Annotated in this window: 19 protein-coding genes; 14 read left to right on the plus strand and 5 right to left on the minus strand. The window is 70.9% G+C overall.

The annotated features are described in order from the left end of the window. The first annotated feature begins 104 nt into the window (after positions 1-104). From M4V62_RS17085 to M4V62_RS17095, 4 genes are all read left to right on the plus strand, one after another. Positions 105-1,757 carry an acyl-CoA carboxylase subunit beta gene (locus tag M4V62_RS17085; protein ID WP_249588128.1) on the plus strand — a complete coding sequence of 551 codons (1,653 nt, stop codon included), beginning with the start codon at positions 105-107 and terminating at the stop codon, positions 1,755-1,757. Positions 1,758-1,783: 26 nt separating this feature from the next. Beyond that, positions 1,784-1,990, plus strand: coding sequence for an acyl-CoA carboxylase subunit epsilon (locus M4V62_RS17090; RefSeq protein ID WP_249588129.1), 207 nt, complete (start codon positions 1,784-1,786; stop codon positions 1,988-1,990). 96 nt (positions 1,991-2,086) lie between these two features. Further along, positions 2,087-2,215 carry a morphogenic membrane protein MmpB gene (gene mmpB, locus M4V62_RS43585; protein WP_283779090.1) on the plus strand — a complete coding sequence of 43 codons (129 nt, stop codon included), beginning with the start codon at positions 2,087-2,089 and terminating at the stop codon, positions 2,213-2,215. Between the two features lie 89 nt (positions 2,216-2,304). Continuing rightward, positions 2,305-2,922: a nucleoside triphosphate pyrophosphatase gene (locus tag M4V62_RS17095; protein WP_249588130.1), complete on the plus strand. Its 618-nt coding sequence runs from the start codon at positions 2,305-2,307 to the stop codon at positions 2,920-2,922. A 25-nt stretch (positions 2,923-2,947) separates the two neighbouring features. Here M4V62_RS17095 and M4V62_RS17100 read toward each other — a convergent pair whose 3' ends face one another. Next, complete coding sequence (locus tag M4V62_RS17100) at positions 2,948-3,424, minus strand: hypothetical protein (RefSeq protein WP_249588131.1); 477 nt, start codon at positions 3,422-3,424, stop codon at positions 2,948-2,950. Between the two features lie 349 nt (positions 3,425-3,773). On the opposite strand from M4V62_RS17100, the gene M4V62_RS17105 reads away from it, so the two are divergent. Together M4V62_RS17105 and M4V62_RS17110 are read left to right on the plus strand one after the other, a co-directional pair. Continuing rightward, positions 3,774-5,546 (plus strand): acetyl/propionyl/methylcrotonyl-CoA carboxylase subunit alpha, encoded by a 1,773-nt coding sequence (locus M4V62_RS17105; RefSeq protein ID WP_249588132.1) that lies wholly within the window; start codon positions 3,774-3,776, stop codon positions 5,544-5,546. Positions 5,547-5,741: 195 nt separating this feature from the next. Next, the gene (locus M4V62_RS17110; RefSeq protein ID WP_249588133.1) at positions 5,742-6,377 is read left to right on the plus strand and encodes a TetR/AcrR family transcriptional regulator; all 636 of its coding nucleotides are present in this window, start codon (positions 5,742-5,744) and stop codon (positions 6,375-6,377) included. On the opposite strand, the gene M4V62_RS17115 is transcribed toward M4V62_RS17110, so the two are convergent. Both M4V62_RS17115 and M4V62_RS17120 read right to left on the minus strand, forming a co-directional pair. Continuing rightward, on the minus strand, positions 6,363-7,340 hold the full coding sequence (locus M4V62_RS17115; RefSeq protein WP_283779091.1) for a DeoR/GlpR family DNA-binding transcription regulator: 978 nt from the start codon (positions 7,338-7,340) through the stop codon (positions 6,363-6,365). The genes M4V62_RS17110 and M4V62_RS17115 overlap by 15 nt on opposite strands. Before the next feature lie 219 nt (positions 7,341-7,559). After that, positions 7,560-9,008, minus strand: coding sequence for an NAD(P)H-quinone dehydrogenase (locus M4V62_RS17120; protein WP_249588134.1), 1,449 nt, complete (start codon positions 9,006-9,008; stop codon positions 7,560-7,562). 118 nt (positions 9,009-9,126) lie between these two features. On the opposite strand from M4V62_RS17120, the gene M4V62_RS17125 reads away from it, so the two are divergent. The 4 genes from M4V62_RS17125 (at position 9,127) to M4V62_RS17140 (ending at position 14,227) form a co-directional block, all read left to right on the plus strand. Next, the gene (locus tag M4V62_RS17125; RefSeq protein WP_249588135.1) at positions 9,127-9,564 is read left to right on the plus strand and encodes a gamma-glutamylcyclotransferase family protein; all 438 of its coding nucleotides are present in this window, start codon (positions 9,127-9,129) and stop codon (positions 9,562-9,564) included. A gap of 146 nt (positions 9,565-9,710) precedes the next feature. Beyond that, positions 9,711-10,535: a purine-nucleoside phosphorylase gene (locus M4V62_RS17130; protein WP_249588136.1), complete on the plus strand. Its 825-nt coding sequence runs from the start codon at positions 9,711-9,713 to the stop codon at positions 10,533-10,535. A gap of 587 nt (positions 10,536-11,122) precedes the next feature. Further along, a complete protein-coding gene (locus M4V62_RS17135; protein ID WP_249588137.1) occupies positions 11,123-12,772 on the plus strand; it encodes a phospho-sugar mutase in 1,650 nt (549 codons plus the stop codon). 213 nt (positions 12,773-12,985) lie between these two features. Next, positions 12,986-14,227 (plus strand): hypothetical protein, encoded by a 1,242-nt coding sequence (locus M4V62_RS17140; protein ID WP_249588138.1) that lies wholly within the window; start codon positions 12,986-12,988, stop codon positions 14,225-14,227. 504 nt (positions 14,228-14,731) lie between these two features. On the opposite strand, the gene M4V62_RS17145 is transcribed toward M4V62_RS17140, so the two are convergent. Then, entirely contained in the window at positions 14,732-15,367 is a 636-nt protein-coding gene (locus M4V62_RS17145; protein WP_249588139.1) for a PH domain-containing protein, read from the minus strand. Between the two features lie 678 nt (positions 15,368-16,045). On the opposite strand from M4V62_RS17145, the gene deoC reads away from it, so the two are divergent. The 3 genes from deoC to M4V62_RS17160 are packed head-to-tail and all read left to right on the plus strand — an operon-like array spanning position 16,046 to position 19,367. Beyond that, positions 16,046-17,002, plus strand: a complete 957-nt coding sequence (gene deoC, locus M4V62_RS17150) for a deoxyribose-phosphate aldolase (RefSeq protein ID WP_249592875.1) — start codon at positions 16,046-16,048, stop codon at positions 17,000-17,002. A gap of 3 nt (positions 17,003-17,005) precedes the next feature. Then, positions 17,006-18,460 (plus strand): aldehyde dehydrogenase family protein, encoded by a 1,455-nt coding sequence (locus tag M4V62_RS17155; protein WP_249588140.1) that lies wholly within the window; start codon positions 17,006-17,008, stop codon positions 18,458-18,460. Then, positions 18,453-19,367, plus strand: coding sequence for an aldehyde dehydrogenase family protein (locus M4V62_RS17160; protein ID WP_249588141.1), 915 nt, complete (start codon positions 18,453-18,455; stop codon positions 19,365-19,367). The genes M4V62_RS17155 and M4V62_RS17160 overlap by 8 nt, the downstream gene beginning before the upstream one ends. An 87-nt stretch (positions 19,368-19,454) precedes the next feature. Here M4V62_RS17160 and M4V62_RS17165 read toward each other — a convergent pair whose 3' ends face one another. Further along, on the minus strand, positions 19,455-20,192 hold the full coding sequence (locus M4V62_RS17165) for a TetR/AcrR family transcriptional regulator (RefSeq protein WP_249588142.1): 738 nt from the start codon (positions 20,190-20,192) through the stop codon (positions 19,455-19,457). 155 nt (positions 20,193-20,347) lie between these two features. Between M4V62_RS17165 and M4V62_RS17170 the strand changes: the two genes are divergently transcribed. Then, entirely contained in the window at positions 20,348-20,950 is a 603-nt protein-coding gene (locus tag M4V62_RS17170; RefSeq protein ID WP_249588143.1) for an NADPH-dependent FMN reductase, read from the plus strand. Positions 20,951-20,957: the final 7 nt, after the last annotated feature.

Below are 20,957 nucleotides of genomic sequence, written 5' to 3' on the forward strand. Positions count from 1 at the left end.
TCGGCGCCGATACCCTACGAGTCAGTAGCAAGCGGGTCACCAGCAGTCGCGAGCCGCCGCAAGCCGCCAGTCGCCCCTTTGAGCAGGCAGGGAGCCGCATCCCTATGTCCGAGCCGGAAGAGCCCAACGTGCCCGTGCAGAGCGCCGCAAGCGATACCACCGCCACCGCCCCGGAGGCAGGTATCGACATCCATACGACTGCGGGAAAGCTCGCTGATCTGCAGCGCCGCATCGAGGAGGCCAAGCACGCCGGTTCGGCTCGCGCGGTCGAGAAGCAGCACGCCAAGGGCAAGTTGACGGCGCGCGAACGCATCGACCTGCTCCTGGACGAGCACTCCTTCGTCGAGTTCGACGAGTTCGCCCAGCACCGTTCGACCGACTTCGGCCTGGAGGCCAACCGCCCTTACGGCGACGGAGTCGTGACCGGATACGGCACCGTCGACGGCCGCCCCGTGGCCGTCTTCTCCCAGGACTTCACGGTCTTCGGCGGCGCCCTGGGCGAGGTCTTCGGCCAGAAGATCGTCAAGGTCATGGACTTCGCCCTGAAGACCGGCTGTCCGGTCGTCGGCATCAACGACTCCGGCGGCGCCCGCATCCAGGAGGGCGTCATGGCCCTCGGGATGTACGGAGAGATCTTCCGCCGCAACACGCACGCATCCGGCGTGATCCCGCAGATCTCCCTCGTCGTCGGGCCGTGCGCCGGCGGAGCCGTCTACTCCCCCGCCATCACCGACTTCACGGTCATGGTCGACCAGACCTCGCACATGTTCATCACCGGGCCCGACGTCATCAAGACGGTCACCGGCGAGGACGTCGGCTTCGAGGAGCTGGGCGGTGCCCGCACCCACAACTCCACATCAGGCGTGGCCCACCACATGGCGGGCGACGAGAAGGACGCGATCGAGTACGTCAAGTCCCTTCTCTCCTACCTGCCTTCGAACAACCTCAGCGAGCCGCCCGCCTTCCCCGAGGACGCGGACCTGGAGCTGACGGACGAGGACCGCGAGCTCGACACCCTCATCCCGGACAGCGCGAACCAGCCGTACGACATGCACACGGTGATCGAACACGTCCTGGACGACGCCGAGTTCTTCGAGACGCAGCCGCTGTTCGCGCCGAACATCCTCACCGGCTTCGGCCGCATCGAGGGCCGCCCGGTGGGCATCGTCGCCAACCAGCCGACGCAGTTCGCCGGTTGCCTGAACATCGACGCCTCCGAGAAGGGCGCCCGCTTCGTCCGCACCTGCGACGCGTTCAACGTCCCGGTCATCACCTTCGTCGACGTGCCGGGCTTCCTGCCGGGCGTCGAGCAGGAGCACACGGGCATCATCCGCCGCGGCGCGAAGCTGATCTACGCGTACGCGGAGGCGACGGTCCCGCTGATCACCGTCATCACCCGCAAGGCGTTCGGCGGCGCGTACGACGTCATGGGCTCCAAGCACCTGGGCGCCGACCTCAACCTGGCCTGGCCGACCGCGCAGATCGCGGTGATGGGCGCGCAGGGCGCGGTGAACATCCTGCACCGCAAGACCATCGCCGCGGCCGAGGCCTCGGGCGACGTGGAGGCGACCCGTGCCCGCCTGATCCAGGAGTACGAGGACCGGCTGCTCAACCCGTACACGGCCGCTGAGCGCGGCTACATCGACACCGTGATCATGCCGTCGGAGACCCGCTCCCACCTGGTGCGGGGCCTGCGTCAGCTGCGTACGAAGCGGGAGTCCCTGCCCCCGAAGAAGCACGGCAACATCCCCCTCTAGACCGTGCCCCAGTGAGGAGACCGTTCATGATCAAGGTCGTACGGGGCAATCCCACCCCGGAGGAGCTGGCCGCCGCACTCGCGGTGGTCCAGGCGCGCGCCGCGGCGGTCGCGAACCAGCCGTCCGGCGCGCCCGCGGCCCTCGACGCCTGGGCCGACCCCGCGCGCGTGGCCCGCCACCGGCTGCCCGCGCCGGGCCCGACGTCGTGGGGCCGCACCTACTGGCCCGGCTGAGCCCGGCGGCACGGTGCGGGAATGAGTGAGGCGGGCCGGGGCGCCTGAGTACGCGTACTCAGGCGCCCCGCCGTCACCGCGCGCAGTATCGATTGCATGCTGTGGTCGGACCCGGAGGACAACCCGCCGAAGGACATGCGGGACATGCAGGCGAAGATGCGCCGTGCGGGACTCGTCCTTGCCCTGGCGATGGTCGTGGCGATGTTCGTCCTGGGCATCCACTGAGACATCGGCCGAGAGCCCGCTGACCGCTGGCCGCTGCCCGCTGCCCGCTGCCCGCTGAGACATCCGCCGCGGCTCGCTAACCTGACCGCATGAGTGATCAGCCCCGACAGCCCCGCCGCCTCGTCCTCGCCTCCAAGTCCCCCGCCCGGCTCGGCCTCCTGCGCCAGGCAGGCCTCGCCCCCGAGGTGATCGTCAGCGGGGTCGACGAGGACGCGATCTCCGCACCGACCCCCGCCGAGCTCGCCCTCGCCCTGGCCGAGGCCAAGGCGTCGGTCGTCTCCGCGCGCCCGGACGCCAAGGGCGCCCTGGTCGTCGGCTGCGACTCGGTCCTGGAACTGGACGGCCAGGCGCTCGGCAAGCCCGCCGACGCCGAGGAGGCCACCGCCCGCTGGAAGTCCATGCGCGGCCGCGCGGGCGTCCTGCAGACCGGCCACTGCGTGTACGACACCGCCGCGGGCCGCCACGTCTCGGCGCTCGCCTCGACCGTCGTGCGCTTCGGCGAGCCCTCGGACGAGGAGATCGCCGCGTACGTGGCCAGCGGCGAACCGCTGCACGTGGCGGGCGCGTTCACGCTCGACGGCCGCTCGGCGCCCTTCGTCGACTCGATCGAGGGCGACCACGGCAACGTCATCGGCCTCTCGCTGCCGCTGCTGCGCCGCCTGCTGTCCGAATTGGGCGTCGGGATCACGGAGTTGTGGGCGGAGTAGATCCACACGACGGCCCCTGAGGGGCTCAGGCGGGCTGTGGGGCGCCGTTCTCCGGCGTGCCGCCGCCCGCTGCCCCGCTGCTCGCGCGCGGCCCGTCGGCGACCTCCTCGGGCTTCTTGTCGTACGCGACCAGCGTCAGCACGATCAGGCCGAGCACCACCATCATGAAGACGAACGCGGGCCAGCCCACCAGGCCGACCGAGAACGCCCCGAGCAGGCCGTGCACCACGGCGGCGCTGATCAGCAGGAGCCGGCCGAAGCGGCCCGGCGCGCGGTCGCGTATCGCCGAGCGCGCCATGACGACGCCGCACAGCGCGAGGTAGAGGCCGAAGACGCCGCCCGCGATCCACGTCGACACGGACATCGCGTGCGGGTCGAGCCCGGCGAGCGACATGTCCTGCTTGTTCACGACAAGCCCCAGGAACCAGTTGAGCAACGCGATGCCCACCGCCTCCACCAGGAGCACGATCGCGCCCACCCAGGCCACCGGTCTACGCGCCACGGCGCCCACCCTCTTCCACTGTTACCGCAAGTACGTCCCAGACATCGCGAACGCTACTAACGGGTAAACCGGGGGACAAGGGCCCTGCCGAAGGCAAAGAATCATTGGGCCATTCGTAGGGACTCCACAAAGAATGACCCTCTGCCGCAGCACGCTCTCACAGAGACCTTGACCACACCGGCGCGTTAGTCTCACCGGAAGGGACCCTGCGTACCGTGGTGCGACAAGGGATTTCGCGGACGGGCAGGCCCCGGATCACGCTCCGTGTGGGCAAGCTCACCATTGGGGACGGGTCGAAAGGTCGTGTCGGCAGTCCCTAAACTCGGCTTGTTTCAAGGAGGGAGCCATCGTGCGCAAGGTGCTCATCGCCAACCGTGGCGAAATCGCTGTCCGCGTTGCTCGGGCATGCCGGGATGCAGGGATCGCGAGCGTAGCCGTCTACGCAGATCCTGACCGGGATGCTCTGCATGTACGTGCGGCAGATGAGGCGTTCGCGCTGGGCGGTGACACTCCGGCCACCAGCTACCTGGACATCTCCAAGGTGCTGGCCGCGGCCAAGGACGCAGGGGCGGACGCGATCCATCCCGGCTACGGCTTCCTTTCGGAGAACGCCGACTTCGCGCAGGCCGTCCTGGACGCGGGCCTGATCTGGATCGGCCCGCCGCCGCAGGCCATCCGTGACCTCGGTGACAAGGTCGCGGCCCGGCACATCGCGCAGCGCGCGGGTGCCCCGCTGGTGGCCGGTACGCCGGACCCCGTGAGCGGTTCCGACGAGGTCGTCGCCTTCGCCGAGGAGCACGGCCTGCCGATCGCGATCAAGGCCGCCTTCGGTGGCGGCGGACGCGGTCTGAAGGTGGCCCGAACCCTCGAAGAGGTGCCCGAGCTCTACGACTCCGCGGTGCGCGAGGCCGTCGCGGCCTTCGGCCGTGGCGAGTGCTTCGTGGAGCGCTACCTCGACAAGCCGCGGCACGTGGAGACCCAGTGCCTGGCCGACAAGCACGGCAACGTGGTCGTCGTGTCCACCCGTGACTGCTCGCTCCAGCGCCGCCACCAGAAGCTGGTGGAGGAGGCCCCCGCGCCGTTCCTGAGCGAGGCCCAGAACGCCGAGCTGTACGCGGCGTCGAAGGCGATCCTGAAGGAAGCCGGCTACGAGGGCGCGGGAACCGTCGAGTTCCTCGTCGGCGTCGACGGCACGATCTCCTTCCTGGAGGTCAACACCCGCCTCCAGGTGGAGCACCCGGTCACCGAAGAGATCACCGGCATCGACCTGGTCCGCGAGATGTTCCGCATCGCCGACGGCGAGGAACTCGGTTACGGCGACCCGGAGATGCGGGGCCACTCCTTCGAGTTCCGCATCAACGGCGAGGACCCGGGCCGCGGCTTTCTGCCCGCACCCGGCACCGTCACCCTCTTCGCGCCGCCGTCGGGTCCGGGCGTACGCCTGGACGCGGGCGTGGAGTCCGGCTCCGTGATCGGCCCGGCCTGGGACTCGCTCCTGGCCAAGCTGATCGTGACCGGCGCCACCCGCGAACAGGCCCTTCAGCGGGCCGGGCGCGCCCTGGAGGAGTTCACCGTGGAGGGCATGGCCACCGCCATCCCCTTCCACCGCGCGGTCGTCAAGGACCCCGCCTTCGCCCCCGAACTCACCGGCTCCGCCGACCCGTTCACGATCCACACCCGCTGGATCGAGACCGAGTTCGTCAACGAGATCCCCGCGTTCGCCGCGGCGACCGACACCGAGACGGACGAAGAGCCCGGCCGCGAGACGGTCGTCGTCGAGGTGGGCGGCAAGCGCCTGGAGGTCTCGCTCCCCTCCTCGCTGGGCATGACCATCGCCCGCACCGCGGCGGCGGGCGGCGCCCGCCCCAAGCGGCGCGCGGCGAAGAAGTCGGGCCCGGCGGCTTCCGGTGACACCCTGGCGTCCCCCATGCAGGGCACGATCGTCAAGATCGCTGTCGAGGAGGGCCAGGAGGTTCAGGAGGGCGACCTGGTCGTCGTCCTGGAGGCCATGAAGATGGAACAGCCGCTGAACGCGCACCGCTCGGGCACGATCAAGGGCCTCACTGCGGAGGTGGGCGCGAGCCTGACCTCCGGTGCGGTCATCTGCGAGATCAAGGACTGATCCGCAGAGCAACACTCATTTGCCGGCCGGGCTGGAGCATCCAGCCCGGCCGGCGAAGCATTCAGCCCGTGGGGGTCCCCCCTGCTCCTTAAGAGCTCGGGGGCGTTTGAGGACGACTCGGCGGAGCCGGTGATGAGCGGCACGCACGCTTCAGGCAGACTTGAGGCACGCGTACGTTCAGGGAGGACCGCGGTGATGAGCACCGGCACGGATCAGCGCCCCCGCTTGAAAAGAGCCGACGCGCGCCGCAATTACGACCGGCTCCTCGCAGAGGCCCGCACCGCCTTCGCGGAGCACGGCACGGACGCCTCCCTGGAGGACATCGCCCGCCACGCGAACGTAGGCATCGGCACCCTCTACCGCCACTTCCCCAACCGCCACGCCCTGATGAGCGCCGTCTTCGAAGAGGCCGTGAGCGATCTCCTGGAACGCTCCCGCGCGCTCCTCGAAGATCCGCAACCCTGCTCGGCCCTGGTGACCTGGCTGCGCGCCATCATCACTCATGCGGGTGAGTACCGCGGGCTCTCCCGCGCCCTCATGTCGGCGTCGCACGACGACAGTTCGGCACTCTCCCGCTGTAGCAAGCCGATGCGCGAGGCGGGTACGGCCCTGCTCGTGCGGGCACAGCAGGCAGGTGCCGTACGCCCCGGTGTCTCGATCGGCGATCTGATGCAGCTGACCAACGCGATCGCGCTGGCCGCCGAAGAGACCCCCGACGACCCCGAGTTGGCCGACCGCCTCCTGATGCTGACCCTGCGCGGCCTGAAGCCGGAAGGATCGGCACCCGACGAGCCGCCCACCGGCCCGGCGGCCGGTTCAGCGGCGGCGTAGATCCGCCACCCGCGCGGCCCGCTCCCCGGGCTGCTGCTCCCCGAGCACCGCACTGCGCAACTGCGCACCCGGACCTGCTGCGTGACCGCCGTGGTTACGGCGCTGGCCCGGCAGTGGCACGTCCCGGCGCGACTGCCGCGCCGGGACGGAATCCACCCCCGAGCCGGAGCCCGAACTCGCGGTCCCGCCCGCGACCGCGATCTGCACGCCCTGGTCCGCCAGGGCCTGCAACTCGGTGGCCGCGCGGTCGTCGTGCGTGGGCGGTTCGTCCGTGACCAGGCGGGTGATGACGTCCGTCGGCACCGTCTGGAACATCGTGTCGGTGCCGAGCTTGGTGTGGTCGGCGAGGACCACGACCTCGGCAGCCGCCTGGACGAGCGCGCGGTCCACGCTGGCCGAGAGCATGTTGGACGTGGAGAGCCCGCGTTCGGCGGTCAGACCACTGCCCGACAGGAAGGCGCGCGAGACCCGCAGGCCCTGCAAGGACTGTTCGGCCCCGCTGCCCACGAGCGCGTAGTTGGAACCGCGCAGGGTGCCGCCGGTCATGACGACCTCGACGCGGTTGGCATGAGCCAGGGCCTGTGCCACCAGAAGGGAATTGGTGACGACGGTCAGACCGGGCACCCGCGCGAGCCGTCGGGCCAGCTCCTGCGTGGTCGTACCCGCCCCGACGACGATGGCTTCGCCTTCTTCGACGAGTCCCGCCGCGAGATCGGCGATGGCCGTCTTCTCGGCGGTCGCGAGATGTGATTTCTGCGGAAAGCCGGACTCCCGCGTGAATCCGCCCGGCAATACCGCACCGCCATGTCTGCGGTCGAGGAGTCCTTCTGCCTCCAGCGCGCGCACGTCCCGCCGTACGGTCACTTCTGAGGTCTGGACGACGCGGGCGAGCTCCCGGAGCGATACCGCTCCGTTGGCCCGCACCATTTCGAGGATCAATTGGCGACGTTCTGCAGCGAACACGAAACTGACAGTAACCCCAACGACCGTCTGCTTTCAGCAGTTTGCGCCGAATTACAGAAGTTGTTCGCACGGTTGGGTGGGAAGTGGTATACGCGCCTACCCACCCCGCCTATGCCGGGCGAATGGGCGACAACAGCCCGTGACCTGCGCAGAGTTGTTACCCCGTACGCGCCGTACAGAACCCGATCAGTCGGCGTTCAGCCGACGATCGGCCCGCGATCAGGCTTCGCCCGCCGACTTTCGCGTGTGAAGTTGACGTGCGACCTCGGCGATCGAGCCCGAAAGGGATGGATACACAGTGAACGCATTCGCGATCTGCTCGACCGTCAGATTGTTGTCGACCGCGATCGAGATGGGGTGGATCAGTTCCGAAGCGCGCGGCGCGACGACCACACCGCCTACCACGATGCCCGTACCCGGACGGCAGAAGATCTTGACGAAGCCGTCGCGGATGCCCTGCATCTTCGCGCGCGGGTTGCGCAGGAGCGGCAGCTTGACGACGCGGGCGTCGATCTTGCCGCCGTCGACGTCGGACTGGCTGTAGCCGACGGTCGCGATCTCCGGGTCGGTGAAGACGTTCGACGACACGGTCTTCAGGTTCAGCGGCGTCACCGCGTCGCCCAGGAAGTGGTACATCGCGATGCGGCCCTGCATGGCGGCCACGGAGGCGAGCGCGAAGATCCCGGTCACGTCACCGGCGGCGTACACACCGGGGGCGGAGGTGCGCGAGACCTTGTCGGTCCAGATGTGCCCGGAGTCCTTGAGCTTGACCCCGGCCTCCTCCAGGCCCATGCCGCTGCTGTTCGGGATGGCACCCACGGCCATCAGACAGTGCGTACCGCTGATGACGCGGCCGTCGTTGAGCGTCACCTCCACGCGGTCGCCCACGCGCTTGGCGGAGGCGGCCCGGGAGCGCGACATGACGTTCATGCCACGGCGCCGGAAGACGTCCTCCAGGACGGCGGCGGCGTCCGGGTCCTCGCCGGGCAGCACGCGATCACGGCTCGATACGAGCGTGACGTTCGACCCCAGCGCCTGATAGGCACCGGCGAACTCGGCACCGGTGACACCGGAGCCGACCACGATGAGCTCCTCGGGGAGCTCGTCCAGGTCGTACACCTGGGTCCAGTTGAGGATCCGCTCGCCGTCGGGCAGCGCGTCGGGGACCTCGCGCGGGTGCCCGCCGGTGGCGATGAGGACGGCGTCGGCGACGAGGGTCTCCTCGCTCCCGTCGGCCGCGCGCACGACGACCTTGCGCGAGCCGTCCGTGTCCTGCTGGCCCTCCAGGCGGCCACGGCCGCGCAGCACGCGGGCGCCTGCGCGCGTGACGGAGGCGGTGATGTCGTGGGACTGCGCGAGCGCCAGACGCTTCACACGGCGGTTGACCTTGCCGAGGTCGACGCCGACGACGCGCGCGGGCGTGTCGATGTGGGGGGTGTCGTCCGCGACGATGATGCCGAGCTCCTCGTACGAGGAGTCGAAGCTGGTCATCACCTCGGCCGTGGCGATCAGAGTCTTGGACGGGACGCAGTCGGTGAGCACCGACGCCCCGCCCAGACCGTCGCAGTCGACGACGGTCACCTCCGCGCCGAGCTGGGCGGCAACGAGTGCCGCCTCGTATCCGCCGGGTCCGCCGCCAATGATCACGATCCGAGTCACGTACTCCATTGTCCCGCACGCTTCAAGGTGCTTCGCCCCGGGGGCTCCATCCGGGCCGTTCTCCCTCCAAGAAGGGCACTTCCGTTACCGGAGGGACGCACGCGTCACCTGCCGTACCCTCGACCACATGTCGCTCTACGCCGCGTACGCCGGCAATCTGGATCCGCGGCTCATGTCACGCCGCGCCCCGCACTCGCCGCTGCGCCAGACCGGCTGGCTGAACGGCTGGCGGCTGACCTTCGGCGGGGAGCACATGGGGTGGGAGGGCGCCCTTGCCACCATCGTCGAGGCACCGCGCTCCCAGGTCTTCGTGACGCTGTACGACGTCGCCCCGATGGACGAGGACTCCATGGACCGGTGGGAGGGCGTGGGGCTCGACATCTACCGCCGCATGCGCGTGCGCGTGCACACCCTCGACGGCGAGGAACCCGCTTGGGTGTACGTCCTCAATGGTTACGAGGGCGGCCTGCCGTCGGCGCGCTATCTGGGGGAGCTGGCCGACGCGGCGGAGACCGCGGGGGCGCCGCACGACTATGTGATGGAGCTGCGGAAGCGGCCCTGCTAGGGGCGCATCGCCTCGCTCCGGGTTGCTCCTCGGGCCGCTGTTCGGCCTCGCCTCGGACCTCTCGTCGGAAACGACAAGACAACGATCCGAATCCCGTGAGCATCGTCATCTACGCGCGTAGGGCGTGAGCGGCTACTCTCGTCCGCGTGAACGCTTCAGTTATTCCGGACGACATCCAGGGCGACCCCTACGCCGCCGCCGACGCCGCCGCCGCGCGCCTGCGTGAGCTGACGGGCGCCGAGACCCACGACGTAGCCCTCGTGATGGGCTCCGGCTGGGCGCCGGCCGTCGACGCGCTCGGCGTGCCCGAGGCCGAGTTCCCCGTCACCGAGCTCCCCGGCTTCCCGCCGCCGGCGGTGGAGGGACACGGGGGCCGCATCCGCTCCTTCCAGGTCGGTGACAAGCGCGCCCTCGTCTTCCTGGGCCGCACCCACTACTACGAGGGCCGTGGCGTCGCCGCCGTCGCGCACGGCGTGCGTACCGCGGTGGCCGCCGGGTGCAAGACGATCGTGCTGACGAACGGCTGCGGCGGTCTGCGCGAGGGCATGCGCCCCGGTCAGCCGGTCCTGATCAGCGATCACCTCAACCTGACGGCCACGTCACCGATCGTCGGCGCGAACTTCGTGGACCTCACGGACCTGTACTCGCCGCGGCTGCGCAGCCTCTGCAAGGAGATCGACCCCTCGCTCGAAGAGGGCGTCTACGCGCAGTTCCCCGGCCCGCACTACGAGACTCCGGCCGAGGTCCGCATGGCCCGCACGATCGGTGCGGACCTGGTGGGCATGTCGACGGTCCTCGAGGCGATCGCGGCGCGCGAGGCGGGCGCGGAGGTGCTCGGCATCTCCCTGGTCACGAACCTCGCCGCGGGCATGACGGGCGAGCCGCTGAACCACGAGGAGGTGCTCCAGGCGGGCCGCGACAGTGCTACCCGCATGGGGGAGCTGCTGGGTCAGGTCCTGGGCCGTATCTGATTTTTCCTGGCGGGGGCGCCTTGCCTGGCGGGGGCGCCTCTGCCAGGAGGGTGATCTTGCCTGGCGGGGGTGCATCTGCCGGGTGGGGGCGCCTTCCCGGGCGGGGTGCCTTGCCTGGCAAGGGGCATCTGCCGGGCGGGGTGTCCCTGCGCGGCGCCTTGGCAGTCCGCAGCGATCGTTGCCGCACAGGCTTTCCCGCCCACCCGCCCGATCACCCCGCAGCTTCGAAGCCGTTGCCGCACAAGCCTTCCCGCCCACCCGCCCGATTGCCCCGGAGCGTCGAGCGGGTGGACGCACAAGCCCATCCCGCTCCGGGCAATCGGGTGGGCGGGGGGGGACACTCCGCCGCAGGTGCTCGGGTGGGTGGGAGACATCCGCTGCCGGGTGATCGGGTGGGTGGGTGGGAAAGATCCGGCGCGAAGCGGCGGGACAGGAAAGCCCCCACCGAGCCGCACCCAGCAGGCAAGCTCCACCCGGGCAAACCGAGCAGCCGCACCCGGCACGGGAGAGAAGAGAACAGCCCCGCACGCCGGGTAGGCGTACCCAGACCCCGCAATCGAACTCCGCACACGAGAGGCTGAAGAAACGTGCCGGACGACTCTGAACTCATCGCGCGGGCCCAGGCCTGGCTGGCCGAGGACCCGGACCCCGACACCCGCGAGGAGCTCGCCAAGCTCATCGACAGCGGGGACACCGAAGAGCTGGCCGCCCGCTTCGGCGGCACCCTCCAGTTCGGCACCGCGGGCCTCCGCGGCGAACTCGGCGCGGGCCCCATGCGCATGAACCGCTCCGTAGTCATCCGCGCCGCCGCGGGCCTCGCCGCGTACCTCAAGGCCACGAACCAGACCGACGGACCCGTGGTGATCGGCTACGACGCCCGCTACAAGTCCGAGGACTTCGCGCGCGACACGGCGGCCGTCATGACCGGCGCCGGCATCGACGCCGCCGTGCTCCCCCGCCCGCTCCCCACCCCCGTACTCGCCTTCGCCATAAGGCACCTCGGGGCGGTCGCCGGCGTAGAGGTGACGGCGAGCCACAATCCCCCGCGCGACAACGGCTACAAGGTCTACCTGGGCGACGGCTCCCAGATCGTCCCGCCCGCGGACGCGGAGATCGCGGCGCAGATCGACGCGATCGCCTCGCTCCACGACGTGCCCCGCCCGGAGACCGGCTGGCAGACCCTCGCGGACGACGTCCTGAACGCCTACCTGGCCCGCACGGACGCCGTCCTGGCCCCCGGCTCCCCGCGCACGGCCCGCACCGTCTACACGGCGATGCACGGCGTCGGCAAGGAGACGCTCCTCGCGGCGTTCGAGCGGGCGGGCTTCCCCGCCCCCGTCCTCGTCGCCGAACAGGCGGAGCCCGACCCGGACTTCCCCACGGTCGCGTTCCCCAACCCGGAGGAGCCGGGCGCGATGGACCTCTCCTTCGCGAAGGCCCGCGAGGTCGACCCGGACCTGATCATCGCCAACGACCCGGACGCCGACCGCTGCGCGGCTGCGGTCAAGGACACCACCGACGGCCGCACCGACTGGCGCATGCTCCGGGGCGACGAAGTCGGCGCCCTCCTCGCGGCCCACCTCGTACGCCGGGGCGCCCGCGGCACGTTCGCCGAGTCGATCGTCTCCTCCTCCCTGCTGGGCCGGATCGCGGAGAAGGCGGGCCTCCCGTACGAGGAGACCCTCACCGGCTTCAAGTGGATCGCCCGCGTCGACGGCCTGCGCTACGGCTACGAAGAGGCCCTCGGCTACTGCGTGGACCCCGAAGGCGTACGCGACAAGGACGGCATCACGGCGGCGCTCCTGCTCACGGAGCTCGCGTCCGAGCTCAAGGAGCAGGGCCTCACGCTGCTCGACCTTCTGGACGACCTCGCCGTGGAGCACGGTCTGCACGCCACCGACCAGCTGTCGGTCCGCGTGGAGGACCTCTCCCTGATCGCGGACGCGATGCGCCGCCTGCGCGAGCAGCCGCCGACGGCGCTCGCGGGCCTCGCGGTGACGAAGGCCGAGGACCTGACGCGGGGCACGGAGAAGCTGCCGCCCACGGACGGCCTGCGCTACACGCTCGACGGGGCCCGCGTCATCGTGCGCCCGAGCGGCACGGAGCCGAAGCTCAAGTGCTACCTGGAGGTGGTGGTCCCGGTGTCGGCCAAGGCCGACCTGCCCGCTGCCCGCGCCAAGGCGGCGGACCTCCTCGCGGCGATCAAGCGCGACCTCTCCGTGGCCGCGGGCATCTAGCGGGCCTTCTCACAGACGAGGACGGGCGGCCCCCGGGCCACCCGTCCGAGTGGTCCCACGGCGCAGCTGCCGCAGCGATCCAGTGCGCTGCCGGTCCCCCAGGAAGGGTGACCGGCAGCGCACGATCACGTTCCGGGAGCTGCCGCAGTGCCGTACGGACCGACCCCAGAGACCTCGACCGCATCGACGTCCTCGACATCCTCGACGTCCTCGATGCCCTCGACGTCCGCCGCCCCACCCCGGATCGTCTCCCCCTCCCGCCGCCCCCGCGTCGCACCGGACCGCTCCCCCGGCGGCCGCCCCGCACGCGCCGCCCGCGCCCTGCGGCACGCATCGCCCGCACTCCTCGCGTACGCCGCCGTACGCCTCTTGGGACTTCTGGTCTTCGCCCTCTGGGCGCGCGGGGAGCACCGAGGCGTCTGGCATCTCCTGGCGGAGTCGTGGGACATCGACTGGTACCTGAAGATCGCCGACAAGGGCTACGCGGACACCCTGGGCACCCAGTTCGACGCGAACAACCTCGCCTTCTTCCCCCTGCACCCCCTGCTCATCAGGGCGGGCAGCGTGATCGCCCCGGAGCCGCGCGGCGCGGTGGGGCTCGCGATCGCCGTCACCTGTTCGTTCCTCGCGGCGTGGGGGATCTTCGCGGTGGGCGACCACCTGTACGGGCGCAGGACCGGCGTCCTGCTCGCCGCGCTCTGGGGCTCGCTGCCCGTCGCGCTCGTGCAGTGGATGGGCTACACGGAGTCCCTCTTCACGGCTCTCACCGCGTGGGCGCTGTACGCCGTGCTCACCGGCCGCTGGATCTGGGCGGGCACGCTGGCCGCGCTCGCGGGCCTGACCCGCCCCACGGGTGTCGCGCTGGCGGCCGCGGTCTCCCTGACAGCGCTGCTCACACTCTTCCGGCAACACCGGCGCGTGCGCCGGGGAGAGGCCCAGGAGACGGAGGGCGGCTACCTCGTACGCACGCTCCTGGGCGCCCTGCTCGCGCCGCTCGGCTGGCTTTCGTACGTCGGTTGGGTGGGGCTGCGGCTCGGCCGCTGGGACGGTTATTTCGCCGTACAGAAGCTGTGGCACAACGAGTGGGACGGCGGGGTGGGGACCCTGCGGACCATGTACGACCTGCTCGCGGTCCAGCGTCCGCAGCTGTTCCTGATGATGGTGACGGCGACGCTGCTCGCGTCGGCGGCGCTGTTCGTCCTGTCCGTGGGCGACCGCCAGCCGCTGCCGCTGCTGGTCTTCACGGGGTTGCTGCTCCTGATCGTGCTCGGCAGCAAGGGGGTCTACTTCCCGCGGGCCCGCTTCCTGCTCCCCGCCTTTCCCCTGCTGCTGCCCCTGGCGGCGGCACTGGCCCGCGCGCGGACGCATGTCGCCGTGACGGTGATGGTGACCGCGGCGGTGACATCGGCGGCGCTCGGCGGCCACATGCTGCTGGCGTGGCTGGGGCCGCCTTGAGCGCGTGAGCGCGTGAGCGCTGCGTGCGCTTCGTGAGCCGCGTGAGCTGCGTGAGCTGCGTGAGCTGCGTGAGCTGCGTGAGCTGCGTGAGCTGCGTGAGCTGCGTGAGCTGCGTGAGCTGCGTGAGCTGCGTGAGCTGCGTGAGCTGCGTGAGCTGCGTGAGCTGCGTGAGCTGCGTGAGCTGCGTGAGCTGCGTGAGCTGCGTGAGCTGCGTGAGCTGCGTGAGCGCTTCGAGCCCTGCGTGAGCTGCCCGAGCGCGTGAGCCGTGAGCGCTGAGCCGCGAGCCGCGTGCACCACCCAAGCGCGTGAACGCATGAGTCACGAGCGCGCGTGAGCCGCGTGAACGCGTGAACCGCCCGAGCACGTGAGCCGCGAGCCGCGAGCCGCGAGCCGCGAGCCGCGAGCCGCGAGAACAGCGTGCACCGCCTAAGCGCGTGAGTCGCCAGAGCAGCGTGCACCGCCCAACCACGAGAGCACGTGCACCGCGTGAACGCGTGAACGCTCCTAAGCCACCGCAAGCACCACCACGAGGAGCACCGCCCCGGCCACAGCGGGCGCGAGGATCTCGTAGCCCCAGCGCACCACGGGCTCGCCCTGCGCGGACTCCGCGCCGGCGCGGAGCTCGGAGAGTTCGCGCAGGTCGTCCATGATCTGGTCGCCGGCCGCGCGGAGGGATGCCGCCTCACCAGGGCGCCGCGCGTTCACGACGCTCGGATCACCGGCGGCCGCCCCCTGCGACTTCCTCCTGGAGGCCTTCTTGCGGCCGCGGAGGGAGACCGGGATGGCCCAGAGCTGGTACTTGGTACCGGACTGGGTGAAGACCTCGTTCGAGTACCCGGAGCGCAGCCCCGAGACCGACGCCCACGGCAGCGTGATCGTCCGGAAGGGGTTCCGGATGCGGAGCCGGTCGTCGTTGGCGTACACGGCGGGGCGCACGGTGAACGCGACGACGAGCGGCACCGCCAGGAGCAGCCCGGCGAGCGCGAGCCACGGAGTGCGGCCCTCGCCCCGGATCATCGCGTCGATGCCGAGCCAGCCGCCGAGGGCGAGCAGCAGGACGCCTCCGGCGATACCGCCGGACGACCGGAAGGTCCGGTCCTTGTACTCGGGCTCCGCCACGGGGGGCTGGGGGTCGGTCATGCGTTGATTCTGCCTGAGTTCCGCGACGGGTCCCCTGCGGGGGCGACGCGGAGGCCCTGCGCGCCCGTCGCCCGGCAGGCAGACGCACCACCGCCTCGCGACGGACCTCGCCCGCGACGGGTCCCCTGCGGGGGCGCCCCGGAAGCCTGCGGGGGCGTCGCGCGGGCCTTGCGGGGGCGTCGCGGAGGCCCTGCGCGAGGCACGCGGAGGCCCTGCGCGCCCGGCGCCCGGCAGGCAGACGCACCACCGCCTCGCGACGGACCTCGCCCGCGACGGGTCCCCTGCAGGGGCGCCACGGAGGCCTGCGGGGGCGTCGCGCGGGCCTTACGGGGGCGCCGCCGGAGGCCCTGCGCCCCCGTCGCCCGGCAGGCAGACGCACCACCCGCCTCGCGACGGACCTCGCCCGGCTGCCGGGTAATCGGGCGGGTGCGCGGGTGCGCGGGAGGCATCCTCCGCTGAGCGGCGGGACAGGTCAGGGTCCCGCCATCGGCACCCGCCCGGGGGGGTGCGCCCGGCAGTGGGACAGCAGCCGCCGGACGCACCCCGTCCCGCCGACGGGGCCGCACGTCCGCCGACCGCGCCCACCGCGCCCACCGGGTCCGCACGCCCCCGCCACCACCACCGACCCCCGCCCCCCTGTACAGCCGCTACGCGCGTAGATATGCTCCCCTCGTGACCATGCCCACTGCACCCGCACACGCACACGCACTCACGGACGCCACCGCGTCGGCCGGCACGCTGCGCCGCTTCCTCCACGGGCTGCCCGGCGTCGACACGGTCGGCCTCGAGGCGCGCGCCGCAGCGCTCGGCACCCGTTCGATCAAGAGCACGGCGAAGGCGTACGCCATCGATCTCGCCATCTCCATGATCGACCTGACGACGCTGGAGGGCGCCGACACCCCGGGCAAGGTCCGGGCGCTCGGCGCGAAGGCCGTGCACCCGGATCCGACCGACCGCGGCACACCGATGACCGCCGCCGTCTGCGTCTATCCGGACATGGTGGCCACCGCCAAGGAGGCCGTCGGCGACAGCGGCGTCAAGGTCGCGTCCGTCGCGACCGCCTTCCCCGCGGGCCGCGCCGCCATCGACGTGAAGCTCGGCGACGTCCGCGAGGCCGTCGCGGCGGGTGCCGACGAGATCGACATGGTCATCGACCGCGGCGCCTTCCTCGCGGGCGACTACATGACGGTGTTCGAGCAGATCCGCGCCGTGAAGGAAGCCTCCGGCGCGGCCCGGCTCAAGGTCATCTTCGAGACCGGCGAGCTGTCCACGTACGACAACATCCGCCGTGCCTCCTGGATCGGCATGCTCGCGGGCGCGGACTTCATCAAGACCTCGACCGGCAAGGTCGGCGTCAACGCCACCCCCGCGAACACCCTCCTGATGCTGGAGGCCGTACGCGACTTCCGCGAGCAGACCGGGGTACAGGTCGGGGTGAAGCCCGCGGGCGGCATCCGCACCTCCAAGGACGCGATCAAGTTCCTCGTCCTGGTGAACGAGACCGCGGGCGAGGACTGGCTGGACAACCACTGGTTCCGCTTCGGCGCCTCATCGCTCCTCAACGACCTGCTGATGCAGCGCCAGAAGCTGGCCACGGGCCGCTACTCCGGCCCCGACTACGTGACGGTGGACTGACCCATGACTTCCACATCTTCGGCCTCCACGGCTTTCGAGTACGCCCCCGCACCGGAGTCCCGCTCCGTCGTCGACATCGCGCCGTCGTACGGCCTGTTCATCGACGGCGAGTTCGTGGAGGCGGCGGACGGCAAGGTCTTCAAGACCGTCTCGCCCTCCACCGAAGAGGTCCTCTCCGAGGTCGCGCAGGCCTCCTCCGAGGACGTCGACCGCGCGGTGAAGGCCGCCCGCAAGGCCTTCGAGAAGTGGTCGGCGCTTCCGGGCGCCGAGCGCGCCAAGTACCTCTTCCGCATCGCGCGGATTATCCAGGAGCGCAGCCGCGAACTGGCCGTCCTGGAGACCCTCGACAACGGAAAGCCCATCAAGGAGACGCGCGACGCCGACCTCCCCCTGGTCGCCGCGCACTTCTTCTACTACGCGGGCTGGGCCGACAAGCTCGACCACGCGGGGTATGGCGCGGACCCGAAGCCGCTCGGCGTCGCGGGCCAGGTCATCCCGTGGAACTTCCCGCTCCTGATGCTGGCCTGGAAGATCGCCCCGGCGCTCGCGACGGGCAACACGGTCGTCCTGAAGCCCGCCGAGACGACCCCGCTGTCCGCGCTCTTCTTCGCGGACATCTGCCGCCAGGCGGGCCTGCCCAAGGGCGTCGTCAACATCCTTCCCGGGTACGGCGACGCGGGCGCCGCCCTCACCGCCCACCCGGACGTGAACAAGGTCGCCTTCACCGGCTCGACCGCCGTCGGCAAGGCCATCGCGCGCCAGGTCGCGGGCACGGACAAGAAGGTCACGCTCGAACTGGGCGGCAAGGGCGCCAACATCGTCTTCGACGACGCCCCCATCGACCAGGCCGTCGAGGGCATCGTCACCGGCATCTTCTTCAACCAGGGCCAGGTCTGCTGCGCGGGCTCGCGCCTCCTCGTACAGGAGTCGGTGCAGGACGAGGTGCTCCACGCCCTCAAGCGGCGTCTGTCGACCCTGCGCCTGGGCGACCCGCTCGACAAGAACACGGACATCGGCGCGATCAACTCCGCCGAGCAGCTCGCCCGCATCAAGGCCCTGACCGAGACCGGCGAGGCCGAGGGCGCCGAGCGCTGGTCCGCCCCGTGCGAACTGCCCTCGTCCGGCTACTGGTTCGCGCCGACCCTCTTCACGAACGTCACGCAGGCGCACACCGTCGCGCGCGACGAGATCTTCGGCCCGGTGCTCTCGGTGCTCACGTTCCGTACGCCGGAAGAGGCCGTCGCCAAGGCCAACAACACCCAGTACGGCCTCTCCGCCGGCATCTGGACGGAGAAGGGCTCCCGCATCCTCGCGGTCGCCGATCGCCTGCGCGCGGGCGTCATCTGGGCCAACACGTTCAACAAGTTCGACCCGACCTCGCCCTTCGGCGGCTACAAGGAATCGGGTTACGGCCGCGAGGGCGGCCGCCACGGCCTGGAGGCTTACCTCGATGTCTGAGCAGCGTTTGAGCGTCTTCAAGACCTACAAGCTGTACGTCGGGGGCAAGTTCCCCCGCAGCGAGAGCGGCCGGGTGTACGAGGTGACCACAGGAACATCAGCCGCTGCCGCGGCGGGGAAGAACAAGTGGCTGGCCAACGCCCCGCTCTCGTCCCGCAAGGACGCGCGTGACGCGGTCGTGGCCGCGCGCAAGGCGCAGGGCTCCTGGGCGGGCAAGACGGCCTACCTGCGCGGCCAGATCCTCTACCGCGTCGCGGAGATGCTGGAGGGCCGCAAGGACCAGTTCGTACGGGAAGTCGCCGACGCCGAGGGACTCTCCAAGTCGAAGGCCGCCGCCGTCGTGGACGCGGCCATCGACCGCTGGGTCTGGTACGCGGGCTGGACCGACAAGATCGCCCAGATCGTGGGCGGCGGAAACCCGGTCGCGGGCCCCTTCTTCAACCTCTCCTCGCCGGAGCCGACGGGCGTGGTGACGGTCGTCGCCCCGCAGAAGTCGTCGTTCCTGGGCCTGGTGTCCGTGATCGCCCCGGTGATCGCGACGGGCAACACGGCCGTGGTGATCGCCAGCGAGAACTCCCCGCTCCCGGCGCTCTCCCTCGGCGAGGTGCTCGCCACCTCCGACCTGCCCGGCGGCGTCGTGAACATCCTGTCGGGCCGTACGGCGGAGATCACTCCGTCCCTCGCGGCGCACCAGGACGTGAACGCGATCGACCTCGCGGGCGTCGAGGACGACGTACTGGCCAAGGAGCTTGAGGTCGCCGCGGCGGACAACCTCAAGCGCGTCGTCCGTCCACAGCCTGTGGACTGGTCGGCCGATCCGGGCACGCACCGTCTGACGGCCTTCCTGGAGACCAAGACGGTCTGGCACCCCACGGGTTCGCTCGGCGCGTCCGGCTCCTCGTACTGAGATCTGCACCGAGCCACTCCCCGCACCACGAAGCCCCGGCCCTCCTCCGTCCAGGAGGGCCGGGGCTTCGTCCGTCCCACGACTCGGTCAGATGCCGAGCCGTGCCGCGATCCCGTCCAGGACGCATTCGAGGCCCGTCTCGTACATCCAGGTGGCGTCGTCCTTGCGGCGCGAACGCAGGCCGTAGCGCCGGTAGGTGGGGTAGCGGCCCGTGTCCATGAGGTACGTCATCTGCGGCGCGAGGCCCATCCGGGTCTCGGCGCCGGACGACCAGCCCTCCGACTCCGTCCAGTCCCGCAGGGCCACTTCGGACGAGGCCGCGCCGTGCGCGTACGAGCTGACCGTGCGGAAGGCCATCATCATGGCGTCCTCGTCCAGACCGATCCCGTCGAGCGCCGCCAACTGCCGCTCGGCGATGGCCATCCGGCCCGGGGTCAGCACGAAGAGGGCCGTGGGCAGCTGGCCCACCCACGGGTGGCGCATCATCATGTCCCGGGTCAGCAGGGCGTAGGCCCGCAGCACCTCGCGCCACTCGGTCAGCCCCTCGGGAATCCGGTACTCGGCCGCCACCCGCTCGGCCATCAGCGCCCACAGGTCGTCCTTGCCCGAGACGTGCCGGTACGCCGCCATGGGCGCGACCCCCAGCTCCGTGGCGAGCCGTCGCATGGTGACGGCGGCGAAGCCCTCCGCGTCGGCGACCTCCACCGCGACGGCCCCGATGCGCTCCAGGGACAGCGAGGCACGGGGCGCCGAGGGCTGCTCCAGGCGCTCCCAGAGCGACTTGTCCGGCACCGCCGTCTTGCCGTCCTTCTTCTGGCCAGCCACAGCAGGGCTCCTCTCATCAGGACGTGAGCGTACAACGTATCTCTCAGTAGACGCTGTACACATCAGCGTGTACGTTGTACGCATCTCGATACGCCGTACACATTCACGCCGTGCACATTCACGCCGTACAGACCCACGAATCCCCGGGGGATCCCATGACCAGCACCGCCACCACCCAGCCCCTCCGCGTGGCCGTCCTCGTCGGCAGCAACCGCGAGGGCCGGTTCGCCCCCGTCGTCACGCGGTGGCTGACGGGGCATCTCGCCCAGCGCGACGACCTGACCGCCGATGTCGTCGACCTCGCGGAGACCCCGCTGCCGACCGTCTTCCCCGCCTTCGGCCAGCCGCCCGCACCCGGCACCGAGGAGATGCTCGCCCTGGTCTCCCCGCGCCTCGCGGCGGCCGACGCGTTCATCTTCATCACGCCGGAGTACAACCACAGTTTCCCTGCGTCCCTGAAGAACGCCGTCGACTGGCACAACGAGCAGTGGCACGCGAAGCCGATCGGCTTCGTCTCCTACGGCGGCCTGTCGGGCGGCTTGCGCGCGGTGGAACAACTCCGCGTCGTCATGGCCGAGTTGAACGCCACGACCATCCGCAACACGGTCAGCTTCCACAACGCCTGGGGCCAGTTCGGCGAGGACGGCACCGTCGAGGACCCCCAGGTCGACACGGCCGCCAAGGCGCTGCTCGACCAGCTGACGTGGTGGGCGCACGCCCTGCGGGACGCCAAGTCCATCCGGCCCTACGCCGCCTGACGCGGCA

The sequence above is a fragment of the Streptomyces durmitorensis genome, from assembly GCF_023498005.1.
Taxonomy (GTDB): Bacteria; Actinomycetota; Actinomycetes; order Streptomycetales; family Streptomycetaceae; genus Streptomyces; species Streptomyces durmitorensis.

What these genes read in the sequence shown, in the direction of transcription:
- M4V62_RS17160 (WP_249588141.1), top strand. Translation starts at nt 18,453, where the DNA reads ATGTCTGAGCAGCGTTTGAGCGTCTTCAAGACCTACAAGCTGTACGTC.
- M4V62_RS17170 (WP_249588143.1), top strand. Translation starts at nt 20,348, where the DNA reads ATGACCAGCACCGCCACCACCCAGCCCCTCCGCGTGGCCGTCCTCGTC.
- M4V62_RS17140 (WP_249588138.1), top strand. Translation starts at nt 12,986, where the DNA reads ATGCCCTCGACGTCCGCCGCCCCACCCCGGATCGTCTCCCCCTCCCGC.
- M4V62_RS17090 (WP_249588129.1), top strand. Translation starts at nt 1,784, where the DNA reads ATGATCAAGGTCGTACGGGGCAATCCCACCCCGGAGGAGCTGGCCGCC.
- M4V62_RS17120 (WP_249588134.1), bottom strand. Translation starts at nt 9,008, where the DNA reads ATGGAGTACGTGACTCGGATCGTGATCATTGGCGGCGGACCCGGCGGA.
- M4V62_RS17095 (WP_249588130.1), top strand. Translation starts at nt 2,305, where the DNA reads ATGAGTGATCAGCCCCGACAGCCCCGCCGCCTCGTCCTCGCCTCCAAG.
- deoC (WP_249592875.1), top strand. Translation starts at nt 16,046, where the DNA reads ATGCCCACTGCACCCGCACACGCACACGCACTCACGGACGCCACCGCG.
- M4V62_RS17110 (WP_249588133.1), top strand. Translation starts at nt 5,742, where the DNA reads ATGAGCACCGGCACGGATCAGCGCCCCCGCTTGAAAAGAGCCGACGCG.
- M4V62_RS17085 (WP_249588128.1), top strand. Translation starts at nt 105, where the DNA reads ATGTCCGAGCCGGAAGAGCCCAACGTGCCCGTGCAGAGCGCCGCAAGC.
- M4V62_RS17155 (WP_249588140.1), top strand. Translation starts at nt 17,006, where the DNA reads ATGACTTCCACATCTTCGGCCTCCACGGCTTTCGAGTACGCCCCCGCA.
- mmpB (WP_283779090.1), top strand. Translation starts at nt 2,087, where the DNA reads ATGCTGTGGTCGGACCCGGAGGACAACCCGCCGAAGGACATGCGGGAC.
- M4V62_RS17125 (WP_249588135.1), top strand. Translation starts at nt 9,127, where the DNA reads ATGTCGCTCTACGCCGCGTACGCCGGCAATCTGGATCCGCGGCTCATG.
- M4V62_RS17145 (WP_249588139.1), bottom strand. Translation starts at nt 15,367, where the DNA reads ATGACCGACCCCCAGCCCCCCGTGGCGGAGCCCGAGTACAAGGACCGG.